The 19,565-nt window shown below is 73.2% G+C and carries 15 protein-coding genes; 8 read left to right on the forward strand and 7 right to left on the reverse strand.

Translation table 11 applies throughout. The features are described 5' to 3' along the window. Positions 1-1,167, forward strand: coding sequence for a cytochrome P450 (locus ACN260_RS20815; RefSeq protein WP_422752663.1), 1,167 nt, complete (start codon positions 1-3; stop codon positions 1,165-1,167). Between the two features lie 811 nt (positions 1,168-1,978). Next, a complete protein-coding gene (locus ACN260_RS20820) occupies positions 1,979-3,490 on the forward strand; it encodes a SulP family inorganic anion transporter (RefSeq protein ID WP_422752664.1) in 1,512 nt (503 codons plus the stop codon). Positions 3,491-3,523: 33 nt separating this feature from the next. Here ACN260_RS20820 and bioD read toward each other — a convergent pair whose 3' ends face one another. Together bioD and ACN260_RS20830 are read right to left on the reverse strand one after the other, a co-directional pair. Then, positions 3,524-4,228 (reverse strand): dethiobiotin synthase, encoded by a 705-nt coding sequence (bioD, locus tag ACN260_RS20825; protein WP_422756777.1) that lies wholly within the window; start codon positions 4,226-4,228, stop codon positions 3,524-3,526. Between the two features lie 76 nt (positions 4,229-4,304). Next, entirely contained in the window at positions 4,305-5,465 is a 1,161-nt protein-coding gene (locus tag ACN260_RS20830) for an 8-amino-7-oxononanoate synthase (protein ID WP_422752665.1), read from the reverse strand. 252 nt (positions 5,466-5,717) lie between these two features. On the opposite strand from ACN260_RS20830, the gene bioB reads away from it, so the two are divergent. The 3 genes from bioB to ACN260_RS20845 are packed head-to-tail and all read left to right on the forward strand — an operon-like array spanning position 5,718 to position 7,476. After that, positions 5,718-6,713, forward strand: coding sequence for a biotin synthase BioB (gene bioB / locus ACN260_RS20835; RefSeq protein WP_422752666.1), 996 nt, complete (start codon positions 5,718-5,720; stop codon positions 6,711-6,713). 4 nt (positions 6,714-6,717) lie between these two features. Further along, positions 6,718-6,966: a hypothetical protein gene (locus ACN260_RS20840; protein ID WP_422752667.1), complete on the forward strand. Its 249-nt coding sequence runs from the start codon at positions 6,718-6,720 to the stop codon at positions 6,964-6,966. A 3-nt stretch (positions 6,967-6,969) separates the two neighbouring features. Beyond that, complete coding sequence (locus tag ACN260_RS20845) at positions 6,970-7,476, forward strand: GNAT family N-acetyltransferase (RefSeq protein WP_422752668.1); 507 nt, start codon at positions 6,970-6,972, stop codon at positions 7,474-7,476. A gap of 71 nt (positions 7,477-7,547) precedes the next feature. Here the strand turns inward: ACN260_RS20845 and ACN260_RS20850 are convergent, their stop codons facing one another. Both ACN260_RS20850 and ACN260_RS20855 read right to left on the reverse strand, forming a co-directional pair. Next, the gene (locus tag ACN260_RS20850) at positions 7,548-10,013 is read right to left on the reverse strand and encodes a non-reducing end alpha-L-arabinofuranosidase family hydrolase (protein WP_422752669.1); all 2,466 of its coding nucleotides are present in this window, start codon (positions 10,011-10,013) and stop codon (positions 7,548-7,550) included. 209 nt (positions 10,014-10,222) lie between these two features. Further along, on the reverse strand, positions 10,223-13,186 hold the full coding sequence (locus ACN260_RS20855) for a glycoside hydrolase family 9 protein (protein ID WP_422752670.1): 2,964 nt from the start codon (positions 13,184-13,186) through the stop codon (positions 10,223-10,225). A 239-nt stretch (positions 13,187-13,425) separates the two neighbouring features. On the opposite strand from ACN260_RS20855, the gene ACN260_RS20860 reads away from it, so the two are divergent. Further along, entirely contained in the window at positions 13,426-13,830 is a 405-nt protein-coding gene (locus tag ACN260_RS20860) for a VOC family protein (RefSeq protein ID WP_422752671.1), read from the forward strand. 191 nt (positions 13,831-14,021) lie between these two features. Here ACN260_RS20860 and ACN260_RS20865 read toward each other — a convergent pair whose 3' ends face one another. Then, positions 14,022-15,146 (reverse strand): GNAT family N-acetyltransferase, encoded by a 1,125-nt coding sequence (locus tag ACN260_RS20865; protein WP_422756778.1) that lies wholly within the window; start codon positions 15,144-15,146, stop codon positions 14,022-14,024. Positions 15,147-15,235: 89 nt separating this feature from the next. Next, positions 15,236-15,937, reverse strand: coding sequence for an amino acid-binding protein (locus ACN260_RS20870; protein WP_422752672.1), 702 nt, complete (start codon positions 15,935-15,937; stop codon positions 15,236-15,238). A 152-nt stretch (positions 15,938-16,089) separates the two neighbouring features. Here ACN260_RS20870 and ACN260_RS20875 point away from each other — a divergent pair, with 152 nt between their 5' ends. Both ACN260_RS20875 and ACN260_RS20880 read left to right on the forward strand, forming a co-directional pair. After that, positions 16,090-17,178 (forward strand): phosphotransferase family protein, encoded by a 1,089-nt coding sequence (locus ACN260_RS20875; RefSeq protein WP_422752673.1) that lies wholly within the window; start codon positions 16,090-16,092, stop codon positions 17,176-17,178. Beyond that, positions 17,178-18,395, forward strand: a complete 1,218-nt coding sequence (locus ACN260_RS20880) for an acyl-CoA dehydrogenase family protein (protein ID WP_422752674.1) — start codon at positions 17,178-17,180, stop codon at positions 18,393-18,395. Before ACN260_RS20875 ends, ACN260_RS20880 begins: the two co-directional genes overlap by 1 nt. An 84-nt stretch (positions 18,396-18,479) precedes the next feature. Here the strand turns inward: ACN260_RS20880 and ACN260_RS20885 are convergent, their stop codons facing one another. After that, positions 18,480-19,526 (reverse strand): LacI family DNA-binding transcriptional regulator, encoded by a 1,047-nt coding sequence (locus tag ACN260_RS20885; RefSeq protein ID WP_088645450.1) that lies wholly within the window; start codon positions 19,524-19,526, stop codon positions 18,480-18,482. Positions 19,527-19,565: the final 39 nt, after the last annotated feature.

The raw sequence follows: 19,565 nt of genomic DNA on the forward strand, positions 1-19,565 counted from the left end.
GTGCTGTTCCGGGGGTGGGAGGCGTCCGTCGACGAGCCCTGGCCGGACGTGGCCACGGTCGTCGACCGGGTCGGCGGCGTCCACCTGGTGGTCACCCGGCACACGCTGGTCCGGCGGGTGCTCGCCGACGCGGTGACCTGGCGGCCCGACAACGCTTTGGACGCGGTGACGCCGATCCCGGTGGCCGCGCTGCGGGTGCTCACCGCGCACCGGTTCCGGCTGCCGCCGACGCTGGCGAACAACGCCGGCCCCAGCCACCCGGCGATCCGGGCGATCGTCGCCGAGGCCCTGCACCCCGACCGGGTGGCCGCCCAGCGACCGTGGCTGACCGCCCTGGTCCGGGACCGGGTGGCCGGCATCGACGCCGACCTGGCCGCCGGTCGGCCGGTCGACCTGCACGCCCGGCTCGCCGCCGACCTGCCGCTGCTGGCGCTGGCCCGGCTGGTCGAGCTGCCGGACGCCCCGGTGGGCGCGGTGAAGGACTTCGCGCGGGCGGCACTGGAGCTGTTCTGGGCCCCGCTGGACGCCGACCGGCAGCAGACCCTCGCCGTCGAGGTGGGCCGGTTCCACGCCGTCCTGCGGGAGTTCGCCGGTACCGGCGGCGGCCTGGCCGGCCGGCTGCGCGCCGCCGGGCACCCCCCGGACGTGGTGGTGGGGGCGCTGTTCTTCCTGCTGGTCGCCGGCCAGGAGACCACCAGCCAGTTCCTCACCCTGCTGCTGCACCGGCTCACCGGCGAACCGGGGGTGCGCGCCGGGCTGCGGGCCGGCACGGTCGCCGTCGCCGATGTCGTCGAGGAGGGCCTGCGCCGGGAGCCACCGATCGTCACCTGGCGGCGGGTGGCGGCGGTCGACACCACCCTGGGCGGTACGCCGGTGCCGGCGGGCAGCTCGATGCTGCTGTGGCTGGCCCGCGCCGGCTGTGACCCGGAGGTGGTGGCCGACCCGGCCGGGTTCCGCCCGGGGCAGCGCGGGTCGCGCCGGCACCTGGCCTTCGGGGCGGGGGCGCACCGCTGTGTCGGCGCGCACCTGGCCCGGCTGGAGGCGGCGGTGGTGGTCGCCGAGGCGACACCGTTGCTGGACGCGGTGACGGTGGTACGCCCACCGTGGTGCCCGGACAACCTCACCTTCCGGATGCCCGACGCCTTCGTGGTGCGCCGCAGCGGGTGACCCGCCGGCCTGACCAGAGGCACCGCCACGACGCCGGGACGCCCACCGGCACACCGCGCGGCGTACGGGCGTAACCCGGCCTCCTGGCGACGGGTTGAGCCCAGTGTCGACGCGTGGTCGCGCGTCCGCCTGTCGGGCCGGGGGGTGAGGGTGCAGCGCACGCCGGTCCTCCTCGTCCCGCTGCTCAGCATCGTCCTGCTGTGGCCGTTGGCGGTCGTCCCCGGTGGCGAACCGCAGCTCCCCGCCCCTGCCGCCGGGCAACTCACCGTCGCCGGGGCCACCCCGTCGACCCGGTTGAGTATTCCTCCCGTGACCCTCCGTTGTATTCTGGATCGTCTATACGCTCGTCTCAGTCAGGAAAAGCCGGTAGTATCAGACATCGATGGATATCAGTACCTGTCGACCAGCCCGGCCGCCCCGGACAGCGCCGGAGCGGGTCGGACCGGAGGGGAGATCGGAACGGCAGTCGGGCGGGCGGGGCGCGGACAGTCGTCGACGGAACGACGTGACCCGATCGGGCAGGAATGCCCCGGGGTGCGGGGCACCGTCCACCGGTGGCAGCGGGGCACGGACCAGCGTCCGGCCCCCGACACCGCCGACGCCACACCGCTGATGGTGAGCGTGCTGCGCTGCTGACCGGTGGCGGTCCGCTCCACCACGCCCGTCGCCGTCGCGCGACGTCCGGCCGATCCGGCGACGACCCTCGTCGCCGGTCCGCAACAGACCGCCGCCCAGCCCGTCGTTCCGCCGGTCGGTGAGCGACGGCGAGGGGGCGACCCGTTGACCGCTGCCAGCCTCCTGGATGTGAATCGTGCTCTCCACTGACACCCGGCGTGCCCTGCGCGCCGACCTACCCGCCTCACTCGTGGTCTTCCTCGTCGCGCTGCCGCTCTGCGTCGGCATCGCCGTCGCCTCCGGCGTCCCCGTCGAACTCGGCCTGGTCACCGGTGTCGTCGGCGGGGTCGTCGTAGGCATGATGCCCGGCAGCAGCATGCAGGTCAGCGGCCCGGCAGCCGGCCTGACCGTGCTGGTGGCCGAGGCCGTGGACCGCTACGGCCTGGCCGGCCTCGGCACCATCGTGCTGATCGCCGGGCTGATCCAGATCGTCCTGGGGTTGCTCCGGCTCGGCCGGTGGTTCCGGGCCATCTCGGTGGCCGTGGTGCACGGCATGCTCGCCGGCATCGGACTGCTGCTCATCGCCGGGCAACTGCACATCCTCGCCGGCGCCGACACCGCACCGGTCGGCCTCGCCGCGTTCGCCGGCCTGCCGGCGCTGGTCGGTGACCTGACCGGCTCCGAAACCGCCCGGCTGTCGCTCGTCCTGGGTACCGCCACGATCGCGGTGATGCTGATCTGGAACGTCCTGCCCGGAAAGCTGCGGACCGTGCCCGGCGCGCTGGTCGCCGTGGTCGCGGCGGCCGGGGCGAGCATCGTGCTGGACCTACCGGTCGACACCATCGAGGTGTCCGGGCTGCTCGCGGCCATCCAGCCGTCGCTCGGGCATCCGAGCCAGCTCGCCGACCTCGGGGTGCTGGCCACCATCGCCACGTTCGCCCTGGTCGCCTCTGCGGAGAGTCTGTTCAGCGCGGCGGCGGTCGACCGGCTGCACCAGGGACCGCGCACCGACTTCGACCGGGAACTCGTCGCCCAGGGCACCGGCAACACCGTGTGCGGCCTGCTCGGCGCGCTGCCGATGACCGCCGTCATCGTGCGCAGTTCCGCCAACGTGCACGCCGGCGCGAAGACCAAGGCATCCCGGGTGCTGCACGGGCTGTGGCTCCTGGTCTTCGTCGCCGCCGTACCCGGCCTGGTCGGGCTGATCCCCCTGCCGGCGCTCGCCGCGGTGCTGGTGCACGCCGGGTGCAAGCTGCTCCCGGTGCGGACGCTGCCCGGCCTGTGGCGGGAACACCGGGGCGAGGCGGTGGTGCTGGTGGTGACGGCCACCGCGATCGTCACCACCGACATGTTCACCGGCGTGCTGGTCGGCCTCGGCCTGGCGGTGGCCAAGGCCGCCTGGGAGACGTCGCACGTCCGGGTCACCGTGGACGACGGCGACGGTGGCACCGGGCCGATCGACGTCGCCATCGTCGGCAACGCCACCTTCCTGCGGCTGCCCACCATCCTCAACACGCTGCACGCGCTGCCCGCCGAGCGGATCATCCGGCTCGACCTGCGCGGCCTGCGGCACCTCGACCACGCCTGCGGCACCGCGCTGGACACCTGGATCGAGGCGCACAACCGCTCCGCCGGCGGCCAGGTGCAGGTCGTCGCGCCCCGTCCGGCCGAGGACGACCGGCCACGCCCGGTCCCCGCCACCGAGTGAGCAGGGACCTCGCGGCCCACGGCGGTGCGACGCTCAGCCGGCGTCCTCGGCCCAGGTACGCCAGTCGTCGAGCACCCCGTACAGGTCGGGGGTGAGCCAGCCCGGGGCGGACCGGCGGAACACCCCCGGGTCCATCGCCCCCGCCCCGGCCGGCAGCGCACCGAGCAGGTTCGGCACCAGCTCCGTCAGGTTCGCCCAGTGCACCAGCTGCGGCTCCGTTGGCCACGCGCCGATCACCACCCCGGCGGGCACGGCCCGGCGCTCCAGGGCCTCCAGGGTGAGCGCGGTGTGGTTGAGGGTGCCCAACCCGGCCCGGGCCACCACCACCGCCGGGGCGCCCAGCGACACCGCCAGATCGGCGACGGTCCACGCCTCACCCGACGGACGCAGCCCCATCGGCACCAGCAGCCCACCGGCCCCCTCGACGAGCACCAGGTCGTGCTCGTCGACCTCCGCGCGGATCGCGTCGACGGCCGTGTACAGCTCCAACGGCTCCAGTTCGGCCACCCGGGCGGCGGCCAGCGGGGCCAACGCGTCGGGGTAGCTGGCCAGGGTACGACCGGTCAGCGGGGCGGCCAGCCGGGTCACCGCGTCCACGTCGCCGGGCTCACCGGTGGCCGTCCCCGACTGGCCCGGCTTGACCACCGCGACCCGTAGGCCGGCAGCCTGTGCGGCGGCCGTGATCGCCGCCGTCACCACCGTCTTGCCGACCTCGGTGTCGGTCCCGGTGACCAGCACCGCACCCTTCCACCCACTCACGGAACCACCTCGGTTCGCGACTGCGGGGCTCGCAAACCCGGCTCACTCCTCACGCTCACGGAACCACCTCGGTTCGCGACTGCGGGGCGCACTCCACGATGGTCTCCAGGGCGTGTTCGAAGTCCGCCCGGCTGACCCCGGTGGAGAGGGTCAGCCGTAGGCGCGAGCGGTGGTCCGGGGTGGACGGTGGGCGGAAACACCCGACCGCGACGCCCCGGGCCCGGCAGTCGGCCGCCCAGGCGGCGGCGGCCTCCGGGCCGGGCGCGGTCACCGACACCACGGCGGCGTCGGGGGTGGACACCGGCAGCCCGGCCGCGCCGAGGCGGCGTACCGCGTGGCCGGCCCGGTCGGCCAGTTCGGCGCGCAGGTCGTCGGCGGCGCGGGCCAGCGCCACGGCGGCGCGTACCCCGGCGGCGACGGCCGGCGGCGGCGCGGTGTCGAAGATGAAGGTCCGCCCGGTCTCCACCAGGTGCCTGACGAACTCGGCCGGACCGGCGACCACCCCACCGGCGCCACCGAGCGCCTTGGACAGGGTCGCGGTGACCACCACGTCCGGCGCGCCGGCGAGCCCGGCGGCGGCCACCGCGCCGGCACCGGCCGGGCCGGTGACGCCGAGCCCGTGCGCGTCGTCGACCAGCAGCAACGCGCCGTGCCGCCGGGCCACCGCGTGCAGCGCGGCCAGCGGCGCGAGGTCGCCGTCGACGGAGAACACCGACTCGGTGACCACCACCGCCGGGCGGCCCGGCACGGCGGCGAGCGCGGCGGCCACGGCGTCGACGTCGGCGTGCGCGGTGACCACCGTCTCCGCGCCGGAGATCCGGCAGCCGTCGATCAGCGAGGCGTGGTTGTGGGCGTCGGAGACGAGCAGGGTACGCGGCTGCACCAGGCCCCGGACGGCGGCCAGGTTGGCCAGGTAACCGGAGGAGAAGACGAGTGCCCGGTCGACGCCGAGCCAGTCGGCCAGGTCGTCCTCGAGCGCGTGGTGGACATCGGTGGAGCCGCGGACCAGCCGGGAGCCGGTGGCGCCCAGCCCGTACCCGGACAGGGCCCGGCCGGCGGCGGCGACCACCTCGGGGTGGGTGGAAAGGCCCAGGTAGTCGTTGCCGGCCAGGTCGACGTCCGGGTCGCCGGCGGCGCGGGGGCGCAGGGTGCGGGTGAGCCCCGCCTTCGCCCGCAACGCGGCGCGGCGGTCCAGGGCCGCCAGCCAGTCCGCCACCGGTCCCGCCTCCGTCCGTCGTCCGACCTGCCTCCCGCCCGTCCGCCGGGCGTCTGCCGCCCGCCACGGACGACCGGCCCGTGCCGGTGGGTGACGACGTTGCCGCCGCCGGGCGAAATTACCATCCGCCGGGCCGGCACCGGCGTGGCGGCGGCCCCCCGCCACGCCGCGCGGGAGGCGGCCCGCGGGGCGGCCGGGGGCCGTCGGCTCGGGGCGTTTCCCGGGCCGCACCGGCCTTGTAGGGTACGGACCATGCCAGAGATCCTCGACCAGGCCCGGACCCAGGTGCTGGGCGACGGCGTCGGCCTCGACCAGGCCGGTGTCCTCGCGGTGCTGACCCTGCCCGACGAGCACCTCACCGCCGCCCTCCAACTCGCCCACGAGGTGCGGATGCGCTGGTGCGGCCCGGAGGTCGAGGTCGAGGGGATCGTCTCGCTGAAGACCGGCGGCTGCCCGGAGGACTGCCATTTCTGTTCGCAGTCCGGCCTGTTCACCTCGCCGGTCCGGTCGGTGTGGCTGGACATCCCGTCGCTGGTGGAGGCGGCGAAGCAGACGGCGGCGACCGGGGCGAGCGAGTTCTGCATCGTGGCCGCCGTGCGCGGCCCCGACGACCGGCTGATGAAGCAGATGCGCGAGGGGGTCGCCGCGATCCGCGCGGAGGTCGACATCCAGGTCGCCGCGTCGCTGGGCATGCTCAGCCAACAGCAGGTCGACGACCTGGTCGAGATGGGCGTGCACCGCTACAACCACAACCTGGAGACCTGCCGCTCGTACTTCCCGAACGTGGTCACCACGCACTCCTGGGAGGAGCGCTGGGAGACCCTGCGGATGGTCCGCGAATCCGGCATGGAGGTCTGCTGCGGTGGCATCCTCGGCCTCGGCGAGACCGTGGAGCAGCGCGCCGAGTTCGCCGCCCAGCTCGCCGAGCTGGACCCACACGAGGTGCCGCTGAACTTCCTCAACCCGCGTCCGGGCACGCCGCTGGGCGACCGTCCGGTGGTGGAGGGCAGGGACGCGCTGCGGGCCATCGCCGCGTTCCGGCTGGCCATGCCGCGCACCATCCTGCGGTACGCGGGCGGCCGGGAGATCACCCTCGGTGACCTGGGCACCCGCGACGGCCTGCTCGGCGGGATCAACGCGGTGATCGTCGGCAACTACCTGACCACGCTGGGCCGGCCGGCGACCGACGACCTGAAGCTGCTCGACGAGCTGAAGATGCCGGTCAAGGCGCTCTCCGCCACCCTGTGAGGTGATGATGACCGACGCGGGTGACCCGACCACCGACGGTCGTACGGCGGAGTCCGTCGTGCTGACGTCGGCCCCGACCTGGTGCGACCGCTGTGGTGCGGACGCCACGGCGGGTCCGCACCCGGGGTGCGCGGCGGCCCGGGTGTTGGAGCCGCCCCGCTACTGCGGGCACTGCCGACGGCGGATGAAGGTGCAGGTGCTGCCGGTCGGCTGGTCGGCGGTCTGCGTCGAGCACGGCGAGCGGCGGGGCTGACGGGTGCTGCGCGGGCGGACGGTGACGCTGCGGCCGGTGACGGAGGCGGACGTACCGGCCCTGGCCGCGATCCGGGCCACCCCGGAGGTGCGTCGCTGGTGGCGCGGCGGCGACGACCTGGCCGCGTCGGTGCGGGCCGACCTGGCCGACGACACGCTGACGGTCTACGTGATCGAGCACGCCGGCCGACTGGTCGGGGCGATCCAGTGGTACGCCGAGACCGACCCGGACTACCGCCACGCCAGCCTGGACGTCTTCCTCGACCCGGCGGCACGCGGCAACGGGCTGGGTGGGGACGCGGTCCGCACCCTGGTCCGGCACCTGGTCGACGAGTACGGCCACCACCGGTTCACCATCGACCCGGCGGCGGCGAACACGGCGGCGATCCGGGCGTACGCGAAGGTGGGGTTCCGCCCGGTGGGCGTGATGCGGCGCTACGAGCGGGGCGCGGACGGGCGCTGGCACGACGCGCTGCTGATGGACCTGCTCGCGGAGGAGTTGGCCGACTGAAACCGGGCGGGGCGTGCCCGGCACCCTCGGGTGCCGGGCACGCCCCGGTTGTTCAGCATGCGTAGGTGCGCCTAGCGCTGGAGGGTGAGGACACCCGGCCGCCACGGCAGCAGGTTGTAGTCGCCGCCCGCGTTGGGGTCCTTGCCCTGGTAGAGCAGTTGCAGGTTGCAGGCGTCGATGGTCTTGGTCTGGTCGGGGTTGGTGCGGACCAGGTCACCGTGGCTGATGTCGTTGGTCCACGTGGCGCCGCTGTTGGCCTTGCCGGCGAAGGGGTTGCTCTCGCTGGCCGCCTGCGGGGTCCACGAGCCGCCCAGGCTGTTGGACGTGAACGACCGGAAGTAGCGCCCCTGGCTCCCGATCGCCTCGACGATCATCAGGTACTGGTTCTGGCCCGCCACCTTGTAGACCTCGACACCCTCGAACAGGTTGTTCGTCGAGTCGGTCATGATCGTCGTGTAGCTCGAACCGAAACTGCCCGGGAAGTTCCCCAGCGGCATGCTCGACCGGTAGATCTTGCCGTTGTCCCCGGCGAAGAACAGGTACATGTTCTGGTCGTCGCCGATCAGGGTCTGGTCGATCACACCGTACGGGGCGTCCGGCAGGGTGGCGGTGGACAGCGTCTGCGCCGAGGACCAGCCGTTGGCGTTGGTCGGGTCGCTCGACGTCTTGTAGCTGAACGAGGTCGGTCCCCACTGGTACGCCAGCACCCAGATGTTCTTCGGGGCGAAGTACAGCAGGGTGGGCGCGACGGTGCCCTGGCTCATGCCGTTCTGGCTGGCCGAGGCCATGTCCGACCAGTTGGTGAACGTGCCGAAGTTCATCGAGCTGTACTGGCCGCTGCTGTTGACGTACGAGCCGTAGACCAGGTGCTTGCCGTTGTAGACGACGTTGGTGAAGTCCTTCAGCGAGACCCAGCCGTTCTTCGGGCTGGTCAGCGCGCCGGTCGACGACCACCGGTAGGTCGACGGGAGCGCGCAGCCACCCGAGGGCGGCGGCGTGGTCGTCGGCGGCGGGGTGGTGGTGGTCGGCGGCGGGGTGCTGCCACCGAAGTCGGTGCGCCACTGCTGGTTGGTCTGCCCGTGGCAGTCGTACAGCTGGACCTGCTGGCCGTTGCCGGTGCCCCAGACGTCCAGGCAGCGACCGGACTGCACGCCGCTGATGGTGCCGTTGGCGTTGATGTTCCACTGCTGGTTGGCCCCGCTGTTGCAGTCCCAGATGATGATTCCGGTGCCGTTGGCGGTGGCCGCGCCGTTGGCGTCCAGGCACTTGGTGCCGTAGACCCGCAACTGCTTGCCGCTGGTGTACGTCCACTGCTGGTTGGTCTGGCCGTGGCAGTCGTAGAGCTGCACCCGGGTGCCGTTGGTCTGGGTGGAGTTCGGCACGTCGATGCACCGGTTCGACTGCACGCCGACGATCCGGCCGGCGCCGCCGCTCGGCGGCGGGGTCGTGGTGGGCGGGGGCGTGGTGGGCGGGCCCGTGGTCGGCCCGGAGGTCGGGGGCGCCGCGTTGAGCGCGTTGAGGACCGAGTTGTACGCGGCCTTCTTGTTGCCGCCGCCGTCGAACAGCAGCGGGTTCTCGTTGGAGCGCCACGAGTCGCTGTCGCGCACGCCCCACACGGTGATGCCGATGCAGCGCGGCACGTTCAGGCACGCCTGGGTCAGCCCGGCGTACTGGGTGGTCGAGGAGTTCGTGACGTCGACCTCGGTCAGCGCCACGTCCACCCCGAGGGCGGCGAAGCTGGACAGCGTGGTCTGGAAGTTGCTCGGCAGCGAGCTGCCGCCGGTGAAGTGGGTCTGCAGGCCGACGCAGTCGATCGGCACGCCCCGGGACTTGAAGTCCTGGATCATCCGGTAGACGCCCTGCGTCTTGGCGTACGACCAGTTCTCGATGTTGTAGTCGTTGTAGCAGAGCTTCACCGACGGGTCGGCGGCCCGCGCGGTGCGGAAGGCCACCTCGATCCAGTCGTTGCCGGTGCCCTGGAGGTTCGACGACCGGCGGCTGCCGTTCTCCTCGAACGCCTCGTTCACCACGTCCCAGGCGGCAAGCTTGCCCCGGTAGTGGCCCATCACGCCGTTGATGTGGTCGATCATCGCCTGGCGCAGCGTGCTGCCGCTCAGGCTCTGCATCCAGCCGGGCTGCTGCGCGTGCCAGGCCAGGGTGTGCCCACGGACCTTCAGGCCGCGCTGGGTCGCCCAGTTGTAGATCTGGTCACCGGAGTTGAAGTTGAACTGGCCGCGCTGGGGCTGCGTCGCGTCCGGCTTCATCTCGTTCTCGGCCGTGATCATGTTGAACTCGCGGCCGGCGATCGTGCTGTACGTCGAGTCGCCGAGCCGGCCGGCTGCGATCGCCGTGCCGAAGTACCGGCCCGACTGCGCGGCGGCCGCGCCCAGCGTGGTCGCGGCGGCGTTCGCCGACGGCATCATGACGGCGGCGGCCGCCACCGTCACGACGCTGACCGCGCCGGCGAGCAGTGCCCGGACGGCGGGCGACCGCCGTCGCCGACTCCCGCCGGGGGGAACGGATGGACTCGTTGCCATCGTGGTCTCCTTGCTGGCCGACACCCGGGCCGTCGGGGCGGGACGGCCGGATGCCTTCGGTTGTTAAATCTAGTGCCATCGATGTTTCCATCCTGCACCGGCAGGAACAAAGGTGTTTCGGAAAAGTTTCGGAACATTTTTGGTCCGGCGGGGCCGACGCGACGTGGCCGGTCACCGCAGGTGCGGTGCCGGCCACGTCATGTCGATGCTCAGGAGACCGTGCAGGTGGCCCCGTTGAGCGTGAAGCTCGTCGGCTTCGGGTTGCTGCCGGTGTGGGTGCCGTTGAAACCGATGCTGGTGGACGCACCGGGGGCCAGCGCCCCGTTGTAGCTCATGCTGGTCGCGGTCACCGCCGTACCGGTCTGGGCGTACGTCGCCGACCAGCCCTGGCCGATCTTCTGCCCCGTACTGGGGAAGGTGAAGGCCAGCGTCCAGCCGTTGAGCGCGGCCGTGCCGGTGTTGGTGACGGTGATGCTGGCGGTGAAGCCGTTGGTCCAGTCGCTGGTGGTGTAACCGACCTTGCACGACGACGCGGGGTTGGTCGGGGGCGGGGTGGTCGGCGGCGGGGTGGTCGGCGGCGGGGTCACCGATCCGGTGGTCCGTACGGTGACCGTCGGTGACGGGGTGGACGGGTTGCCGGCCGCGTCCACCGCCACCACGTAGAACCCGTACGACGTGTCCGGCGTCAACCCGGTCACCTGGACGGTGGTGCCGGTGCCCGTGGCGACGACGAGATGGGCCGGCCAGGACGTCTTGTAGACCCGGTAGCCGGTGACCCCGACGTTGTCGGTGGACGGCGTGAAGCTCAGGGTGAGCCCGGTCGGGCCGACGTTCGACGCGGTCGGGGTGCCGGGCGGGGTCGGACCGGTGGTGTCCGAACCGGTGCCCGCCGGGGTGGCCACCGCGAGCGCCGACGACCACAACGAACTGTTGCCGGCACCGTCGCGGGCCATGACCGAGAACCGGTAGTTGGTGGCCGGCGAGAGGTTGGTCAGGGTCAGGCTGTTGGTGGTGGTGCGGTGGGACATCATCACGTCGCTGCCGACCGTCTCGCGCACGACGTCGTAGCCGGCCACGCCGCTGCCGCCGGTGTCGGTGGAGGCGGGCCAGGTCAGCGTGACCGAGGTGGGGCCGATCGCCGAGACGACCGGGGTGCCGGGGACGGTGGGCGGGGTGGTGTCCGTCGGCGTCGAGGTCGGCTCGTCACCCCAGACCCGGGTGGTCCCGGCGTACAGCGGCACCTTCGGGTTCGGGCCGGCGGTGGCCTGGTACGACGGGTCGTTGGTCGGGTCCCAGGTGCCGCCCTCCGGTACGCCGATCTTGAACTGCACCTCCATCCGGTGCTGCGACTGCCCGGCCGGGGCGATCGTCTGACCGGTGCAGTCCACCTCGACGTACCAGATGTCGCCGGAGAGCTGCTTCGCGGTCGACGGCGACGGGCAACCCTGGGTGTAGCCGGGGGTGACCTGCACGGCGGTGCTGCCCTCGGGGCGGAAGTAGTAGCGGAACCTGCCGTTGGTCAGCGCCCGCGCCGGGAACGCCGACTTGTTGTAGATGATCGCCTTGAGCCCGGTGGCCCGGGGCTCGGCCTGCATCACCGTGGTCTCGACGCTCAGCTCGGCGATGTCCGGCTTCTCGGCCACCGGGAAGTCGGCCAGCGGGCTGCCGCCGTACTCCTGGGACAGCCGGGCCAGGGCGGAGGTGAAACCGGCGTTGTAGTCGGTGGCGACCTCGTTCATCACGTAGTCCGACCGGCTGTCGGTGTAGGCGTCGTTGGCCGCCGACGGGCCGCCGACCAGCGCGCCGTAGAGCACGTGCCGGGTCTCCACCGGCACGGTCTGGCTGTCCCACCAGGAGCCGTGGGCGGTGCGGTGGTGCGGATTCTTCGGCGCGTTGCTGCCGAACCCGATCACGTAGCTGGACTTGCGCGGGTTGTCGCCGAGCGCGTAGTTGATCTGCCGGACGGCGAAGTCGTGGAACCGGGCCTTGCGGGTGGCGTCGGTGGTCTTGTCGCTGTAGACCAGCGCCGCGAAGCTGGTGTTGGCGGCGTACCGCAGCGCGCCCCAGGAGTCGAGGACGGCCATCCCGCCCGGCGAGTAGGGCACCTTCTGACCGTTGACGCCGACCGTCCAGTAGTCGAGCCACCGGTTGGCGTCGTCGACGTACTTCTGCTTGCCGGTCAGGTTGGCCAGCAGCACGTACGCCCCGAACTGCTTGTTGTCCCAGGCGATCGTCCACTTGTAGGACCGGGTGGTGGACTGCGGCTCGGTGCCGAGCTTGTCGTACTCGCTCTCGGCCTTGGCCAGGTAGGCGGCGTCGCCGGTGGCCCGGTGCAGCCAGATCGCGCCCCAGACCAGTTCGTCCTGGTAACCGCTCCACGACTTGTAGAAGCTCGTCGCGTCGGTGATGCACTCGTGGTAGCTCTTACGGACCGTGTCGGCGAACGTGTAGAGCTGCTTGGCGTGGGTGAGCAACTTGTCGGCGTAGGCGGCGTCGGTGGGCCGGAACACCATCGACGACGCGGCCATCGCCGCCGCCGTCTCCCCCGCCAGGTCCGCCCCGCCACAGCTCGCATCGATCTTGTACGCGGGCCGCGCCATCGGCAGCACCTCGGCCGGACCCCACCACTTGTGGTCGTCGTCGCCCTTGCCGACCTGCCCGTAGAGCACGTTGGCCGAGGGGTGCGCCTTGATGAAGTAGTCGTTGACGAAACGCAGGTTGTTCAGCAGCGGGGTGAGCTGGCCGGCGGCGACGTACCCGTCGCGGTACTCGACCGCGCCCCAGGCGAGCATGGTGGCGCTGAACGCCATCGGGAAACCGAACTTCACGTGGTCACCGGCGTCGTACCAGCCGCCGGTGAGGTCCACGCCGACGTCGGCCCCGTCGGTGAGCGCGGAGTCACCCCGCCAGGAGACCCGGTTCCAGGACGGCTTCTTGCCGGACTGCTGCGCCTCGTAGAACAGCAGCGACTTCTGCAGCGCCTCGGGATAGTTGAACATTCCGGTGCCGGCGGCCTCGGCGCGCCCGGCAGCGGTGGGGGCGGCCCCGGCGGTGAGCGGGAGCGCGCCGATGGCCAGAGTCAGACCGCTGGCCAGGGCGGCACCGGCGGCGAGCAGGCGGCGGAGCCGGGGCCGGCCCGCGCCCGACCGGCCGGGCCGGTTCGGGTGCTGCATGCGGAACTCCTGTCGATGGTGCCTCCGGCGACGCCCACCGGACGCGGGGACGGGGCGTCGCGGGTGGTGGGCGTCGCCGGAGGCGGGTGGTGGTGAGAGGACCGAAGGAGTCGCGGGAGCGCTCCCATGGATGTGCGCCAATGTAATCGTTCGGTCATCGGTTTGTGAAGGGGCCAACCCCGACGACACCGGAAGAAGCTCCCCGGGCGCCATCGCACCGACCGGACTAGCCTTGATCGATGTCGATGATCGAACAGGTGTCCCTGGGGGTGACCGACGACCGGCGCGCCGGCCGGTTCTGGGCCGGGGCCCTCGGCTACGTCCGCCGGCCACCCCGCTACCCGGGGGACGGGTGGATCGTGCTGGAACCGCCGGCCGGCGCCACCGGGGTACCGCTGGCGATGGACGTCAGCGTCAGCCCGGTGTCGGATTTCCCCCGCATCCACCTCGACCTGCACGCGGGCGACCGGGACCTCGACGACGAGGTCGACCGGCTGTGCGGTCTGGGGGCCGAACGGGTCGACTGGCCGCACTACCCCGCCGAGCCGGAACCCGGCCAGCTGCCGTACGTCGTCCTCGCCGACACCGAGGGCAACCGGTTCTGCGTCTCCGGACACCGCCGGGCCGGCGTCCGCTTCGGCTGACCGCCACCCCACCGGCCCGGGGAGGCGGCACTCCCGGGGTCACCTGGCCGGAGCAGGCCCGGACATGGGCAGGGCCCCCGCACCGGGGGCCCTGCCTGTACACCGTTCTCCGCATCGGAGTTCGGCCACGCACCGGAAGGAAGCCCCCGCCCGGTGCCACACGGGTTGTCTCGATGAGCGGTGCCCGGTCGTCAGCAGACCCCGCCGGTCGCGCCCGTCCGCCGGGGACCGATCACGGCCGCACCGGGCCGACCGGGCCCGTCGGCGACCGGGCCGTCGCCCACCCGGGCGGACAGACCGACGGTCACGGTGAGCAGGCTGCCGTCCCGCTCGATCGGCGCGGACCGGCCCAGCCGGGCCACCGTACGCACCATCGGCGTGTTCTCCGCCTGGGTGTGCAGGACCAGCGCCGCGAACCCGGCCCGCTCGGCGTGGGCGAGCAGCCGGCGCAGCAGGGCGGTGCCCAGCCCACGCCGCTGCCAGTCGTCCCGGACCAGCAGCGCCGCCTCCGCCTCGTCGCCCTCGGCGAGCAGGTTGGCCAGCGCGACGACCGACTCCGCCGCCCCGTCGGAGCCGGTCGTCGTGGCCACCAGGGTCAACCCCCGGGCTGGTTCCAGCAGCCGGCGCAGCCGGGCCGGCGAGGGCGCCGCCGCCCCGCTCAGGTAGCGCCGCTGCCGGCTCCGGGCCGAGCAGCGCCCGTGCAGGTCGACCACGCCCGCCAGGTCGTCGGAGGTCGCCGGCCGGACGGTCAGCTCCGCCCCGTCGGGCAGCACCACGACCACCCGGTCGGCCTCCCGCCGGGCCACCGCCGCCGCCAACTCGACGAGCGCCTGCGCCCGCGCGTACTCGGCCGGGGTGAAGCTGGGCGCCTGCCGGCGCAGTTCGTACGAGCCGCCGGCCGGGTCGGTCAGCAGCATGGTCGTGGTGCCCACCGCGTCGTGCCCGACGGAAGCCGTCGGACGCCAGGTCACCTCGTCCGCGCCGAGCGTGGCCCGGAGCACCTCACCTGCCAGTTCCGGGTCACCGACCAGCCGGGTGGCCAGCCCGAGCACCCGGGTCGGCTGGTCGGCCAGACCCCGCGCCTCGCTGCGGGCGACCCAGCAGTCCCGGCCCCGGCCCCGCTCGACGGCGGCGATCAGATCCGCCTCGTCGAGGGTGTCCGGCGCGTCGACGAGGAAGTCGTCGACCGCACCGACCTCGGTGGTGTGCACCTGCACGGTGAGGATGTTGACCCCCCGCAACGCGAGACTCGCGGTCAGTACCGACAGGTATCCCGGCCGGTCGTCCACGGTCGCGCGAACCCGCCACAGCGCCATGTCCACTCCCTTCCCCAGCACGAAGCCTGCCCGCGGCCTGTTGCCGTGGCGTTGCCCGGCGGTGTCGCACCGGCAACCGTCCGCCCAGGTCAGGTGACGGTGGTCACCGACGGCGGGCCGACCATGTCGAGCCGGTCGCCGAGGATCACCGCGCTGGCCCGGACGAGCTGGGCGAGCCGGTCCACCTCGGTGGCGTGGAACCCGGCGGCGGTCAGCGGCTCGGTGTGGTCCCGGGCGACCACCAGCACCAGCCCGGCCCGGCCGAACGGCGCGATCGCGTAGTGCGTGCCGTCGGCCATGGTCAGGGTGCGGGCCCGCAGCGGGGTCACCTCGGGCAGCCGGGGCGGCTCGGGCGCACGCCAGCTCGCGTGCCCGACGGTCGCCGTCCCCGCGCCGGCCCGCGAGGCCCAGTCCACCGGCACGACGGCCGCCACCGCCCAGTCCGCCGCGAGCAGCCCCGGCACCGCATCGACCAGGGTGGCCACCCCGTCGGTGGGGTTCGCCGCCACCTGGGCGAGCAGTTCGGCGTCCTGACCGGTGGTGGTCGGCGCGCCGATCGCCCGCCACACCCCGTCGACGCGCACCCCGGGGATGGCGGCCAGCCCCGCGAGCAGCCCCTCGACCCGGGCGGCGCCGGGCCAGACCACCGTGAAGTCGTCGACCGCCCGGCCACCGAGCCGTTCCAGCACCACGACCTGGACGATGTCCGCGCCGGAGACGCCGAGCGTGCGGGCCACCTGGCCGAGTGTCCCGGGTCGGTCCGGCAGGGTCACCCGAACTCTCAGCAACATGTCTGTCCCTCCGCTCGGCGGGCCGACCGCACACGGCCGGCAGGCTGGTCCCCAGCCTGCCGGTTGACCATTTCGCCCCTGTTGCCGTGGCATGTCCCGGGCGGAAAATCGCTGACCTTGACAACCCGGCTGACCTGCCATCAACTATGCGGATGACCGAGCCGGCCGTCGACGCGTCCCACGACGGCGGCTCCCCCGGCGACCGGCTGCCGCCCGGGCTGGATCTCGGCCGGTTGGCCGGGTGGCTGGCCACGCACCGTCCGGAGCTGGTGGCCGACGGGCCACTGCGGGCCAGCCTGATCGCCGGCGGCAAGTCCAACCTGACCTACCTGCTGCACTGCGGCGGACGCGAGCTGGTGCTGCGCCGCCCGCCGCTGGGTCACGTGCTGGCCACCGCGCACGACATGGCCCGCGAGCACCGGGTGATCGCCGCGCTCGCACCGACCGCCGTGCCGGTGCCCGAAGCGGTCCTGCTCTGCGCCGACCCGGCGGTGATCGGGGCGCCCTTCTACCTGATGAGCCGGGTGCCGGGCGAGGTGCTGCGCACCCGGGCCCAGACCGACCCGCTCACCGACGCGCAACGTCGCGACCTGGCCTGGGCGATGATGGACACCCTCGCCGCGCTGCACACCGTCGACCCGGCCGGGGTGGGGCTGGCCGACTTCGGCCGTCCGGAGGGCTACCTCGGCCGGCAGGTACGACGTTGGGCCGGCCAGCTCGACCGGTCCCGCAGCCGGGAGCTGCCCGGGGTGGACGAGCTGCGCGACGCGCTGGCCGCCTCGGTGCCCGAGGGGGTGAACGCCGGCCGGATCGTGCACGGCGACTACCGGCTGGACAACCTGCTCACCACGGTCGACCCGGTGTCGGTCCGGGCGGTGCTGGACTGGGAGATGGCCACCCTGGGCGACCCGCTGGCCGACCTCGGGCTGCTGCTGACGTACTGGGACGTCCTCGGCGACAGCGACCTCGCCGAGGGCAACCCGGTCGCCGACGGGCTCGGCCCGCGCGCCGGCTTCCCCACCGGCGGCGAGCTGATCGCCCGGTACGCCGACCGCAGCGGCGTCGACGTGGGGCCGCTGCACTGGCACCTGGCCCTCGGTTGTTTCAAGCTCGCGGTGATCTGCGAGGGCATCCACTACCGGCACACCCTGGGGCAGACCCTCGGCGGTGGGTTCGACCGGATCGGCGAGATGGTGACGCCGCTGGTGGAGCACGGTCTGCGCGCGCTCAGGGGGAACTGATGGACTTCGGCTACGACGCCCGTACCGTCGAACTGCGGGAGCGGCTCGGCGCGTTCCTCGACGAGTGCGTCCTGCCGGCCGAGCCGGTGCACGCCGCCCAGGTCGTGGCGGCGGGTGACCCGTGGTCGCGGTCGCCGGTGCTCGACGGGCTGAAGGTCGAGGCGCAACGGCGCGGCCTGTGGAACCTCTTCCTGCCCGATCCGCGCTACGGCGCCGGGCTGACCAACCTCCAGTACGCTCCGCTCGCCGAGCTGACCGGGCGCAGCCCGCACCTGGCCCCCGAGGCGGTCAACTGCGCCGCCCCGGACACCGGCAACATGGAACTGCTGGCCGAGTTCGGCACCGGGGCGCAGCGCGACAGGTGGCTCACCCCGCTGCTGGCCGGCGAGATCCGCTCGGCGTTCTGCATGACCGAGCCCGAGGTGGCCTCCTCCGACGCCACCAACATCGCCACCCGGATCGTCCGCGACGGCGACCACTACGTGGTCAACGGGCGCAAGTGGTGGTCGTCCGGGGCGATGGACCCCCGGTGCGAACTGTTCATCGTGATGGGCAAGACCGACCCGGACGCCGACCGGCACCGCCAGCAGAGCATGGTGCTGGTGCCCCGGGACACCCCGGGCGTGCACGTCCGGCGGGGCATGACGGTCTTCGGCTACACCGACGCCCCGCACGGCGGGCACGCCGAGATCGACTTCGTCGACGTCCGGGTGCCGGCGGAGAACCTGGTCGGTGCCGAGGGTGGCGGATTCGCCATCGCCCAGGCCCGGCTCGGGCCGGGCCGGATCCACCACTGCATGCGCCTGGTCGGGATGGCCGAGCGGGCCCTGGAGCTGCTCTGCCGGCGGGCCAACGAGCGGATCGCGTTCGGTCGGCCGCTCGCCGAGCAGGGCGTGGTCCGGGAGTGGATCGCCGAGTCCCGGGTGCGGATCGAGCAGGCCCGGCTGCTGGTGCTCAAGACCGCCTGGTTGATGGACACCGTCGGCAACAAGGGTGCGCACACCGAGATCCAGGCCATCAAGATCGCTACGCCGGCGATGGCCGAGTGGGTGATCGACAAGGCGATCCAGGGGTACGGCGGCGCCGGGGTCAGCCAGGACACCCCGCTCGCCGGGCTCTGGGCCCAGGCCCGCACCCTGCGGCTCGCCGACGGTCCCGACGAGGTGCACCGCGCGTCCCTGGCCAAGCGGGAACTGCGCCGCTGGTCCCGAGCCTGAGCCGCTGGTGCCGAACCGACGCCACCGGCGCGTCAGGCCACCCGGCGGCGGGCCGGAGGTGGAGGTCGGAGCTGTCGAAGCGTTTCAGGTGGAGGCACGCTGGATGAGTTCGGTGTCCAGCAGGATGTGCGGGGTGGGGATCTCGTCGCCCCGGATGCGGGCCACCAGCAGCCGGGCCATCTGCCGGCCCATCTCCTCCACCGGCTGGAAGACCGTGGTCAACGGCGGGTCAGCCTGCTGGGCGACGGGCGAGTCGTCAAATCCGATGATCGCCACGTCCTCGGGCACCCGCCGGCCCGACTCGCGCAGCGTCCGCAGCGCGCCGAACGCCATCAGGTCGGAGGCGACGAAGACCGCGTCCAGCTCGGGGCAGGCCTCCAGCAGCCGGCGCATGCACGCCGCGCCGCTGCCCTCGCTGAAGTCCCCGTAGGCGATCATGCGAGGGTCGAGCATCCCGACGGTGGACTCCACCGCTTCCCGGTAGCCGACCAGGCGGGCGAGGCCGGCGCCCATGTCCTGGGGGCCGGCTATGGTGGCGATCCGGCGGCGACCCTGCCGGGCCAGGTGCTGCACCGCGTTGCGGGCGCCACCGACGTTGTCGACGTCGACGAACCAGGACGGCCGCGCACCCGGGCGCAGCATCCGGGCCGGCCGACCGCCGAGCACGGTGGGCAGGTCGCGCTCCTCCAGCAGGGTGGGCAGCGGGTCGGAGTCGTGCAGCGACAGCAGCAGGACCCCGTCGACGTGCTGGTTGGTCAGGTGGTTCTCGACCCGTTCCCGTTCGATCGGGGACTGCACCATGGCGAGCCAGAGTTGCAGCGGCGTCTCCAGCAGGCCGGAGCTGACGCCCCGGACGATGCCGGCGAAGAACGGCTCGGTGAAGACCCGCTCCCCGGACTCCGAGACCACCAGGGCCACCGAATCGGTCCGCTGGGTGACCAGTGCCCGTGCCGCCCGGTTCGGGACGTACCCCAGTTCGGCGATGGCCTGTTGGACGGCGGCCCGGGCCTCCGGGCTGACCTGGGGTGAGCCGTTGACCACCCGGGAGACCGTGCCCCGCCCGACACCCGCGCGGGCGGCGACCGCGTCGAGGGTCGGGCGCCCGAGTGACCGGGTGCGTTGCGTTGTCATCGTCTGCTCCTCCGACGTCGGACGGTCCCCGCCGTCCGC

It is taken from the genome of Micromonospora sp. WMMD708 (genome assembly GCF_049315245.1).
GTDB classification, from domain to species: Bacteria; Actinomycetota; Actinomycetes; order Mycobacteriales; family Micromonosporaceae; genus Micromonospora; species Micromonospora wenchangensis.

Bases quoted from the DNA above. Each gene is read 5' to 3' on its own strand.
- bioB (WP_422752666.1), top strand. From the start codon at position 5,718: ATGCCAGAGATCCTCGACCAGGCCCGGACCCAGGTGCTGGGCGACGGC.
- ACN260_RS20840 (WP_422752667.1), top strand. From the start codon at position 6,718: ATGATGACCGACGCGGGTGACCCGACCACCGACGGTCGTACGGCGGAG.
- ACN260_RS20850 (WP_422752669.1), bottom strand. From the start codon at position 10,013: ATGGCAACGAGTCCATCCGTTCCCCCCGGCGGGAGTCGGCGACGGCGG.
- ACN260_RS20855 (WP_422752670.1), bottom strand. From the start codon at position 13,186: ATGCAGCACCCGAACCGGCCCGGCCGGTCGGGCGCGGGCCGGCCCCGG.
- ACN260_RS20860 (WP_422752671.1), top strand. From the start codon at position 13,426: ATGTCGATGATCGAACAGGTGTCCCTGGGGGTGACCGACGACCGGCGC.
- ACN260_RS20865 (WP_422756778.1), bottom strand. From the start codon at position 15,146: ATGGCGCTGTGGCGGGTTCGCGCGACCGTGGACGACCGGCCGGGATAC.
- ACN260_RS20870 (WP_422752672.1), bottom strand. From the start codon at position 15,937: ATGTTGCTGAGAGTTCGGGTGACCCTGCCGGACCGACCCGGGACACTC.
- ACN260_RS20875 (WP_422752673.1), top strand. From the start codon at position 16,090: ATGACCGAGCCGGCCGTCGACGCGTCCCACGACGGCGGCTCCCCCGGC.
- ACN260_RS20880 (WP_422752674.1), top strand. From the start codon at position 17,178: ATGGACTTCGGCTACGACGCCCGTACCGTCGAACTGCGGGAGCGGCTC.
- ACN260_RS20885 (WP_088645450.1), bottom strand. From the start codon at position 19,526: ATGACAACGCAACGCACCCGGTCACTCGGGCGCCCGACCCTCGACGCG.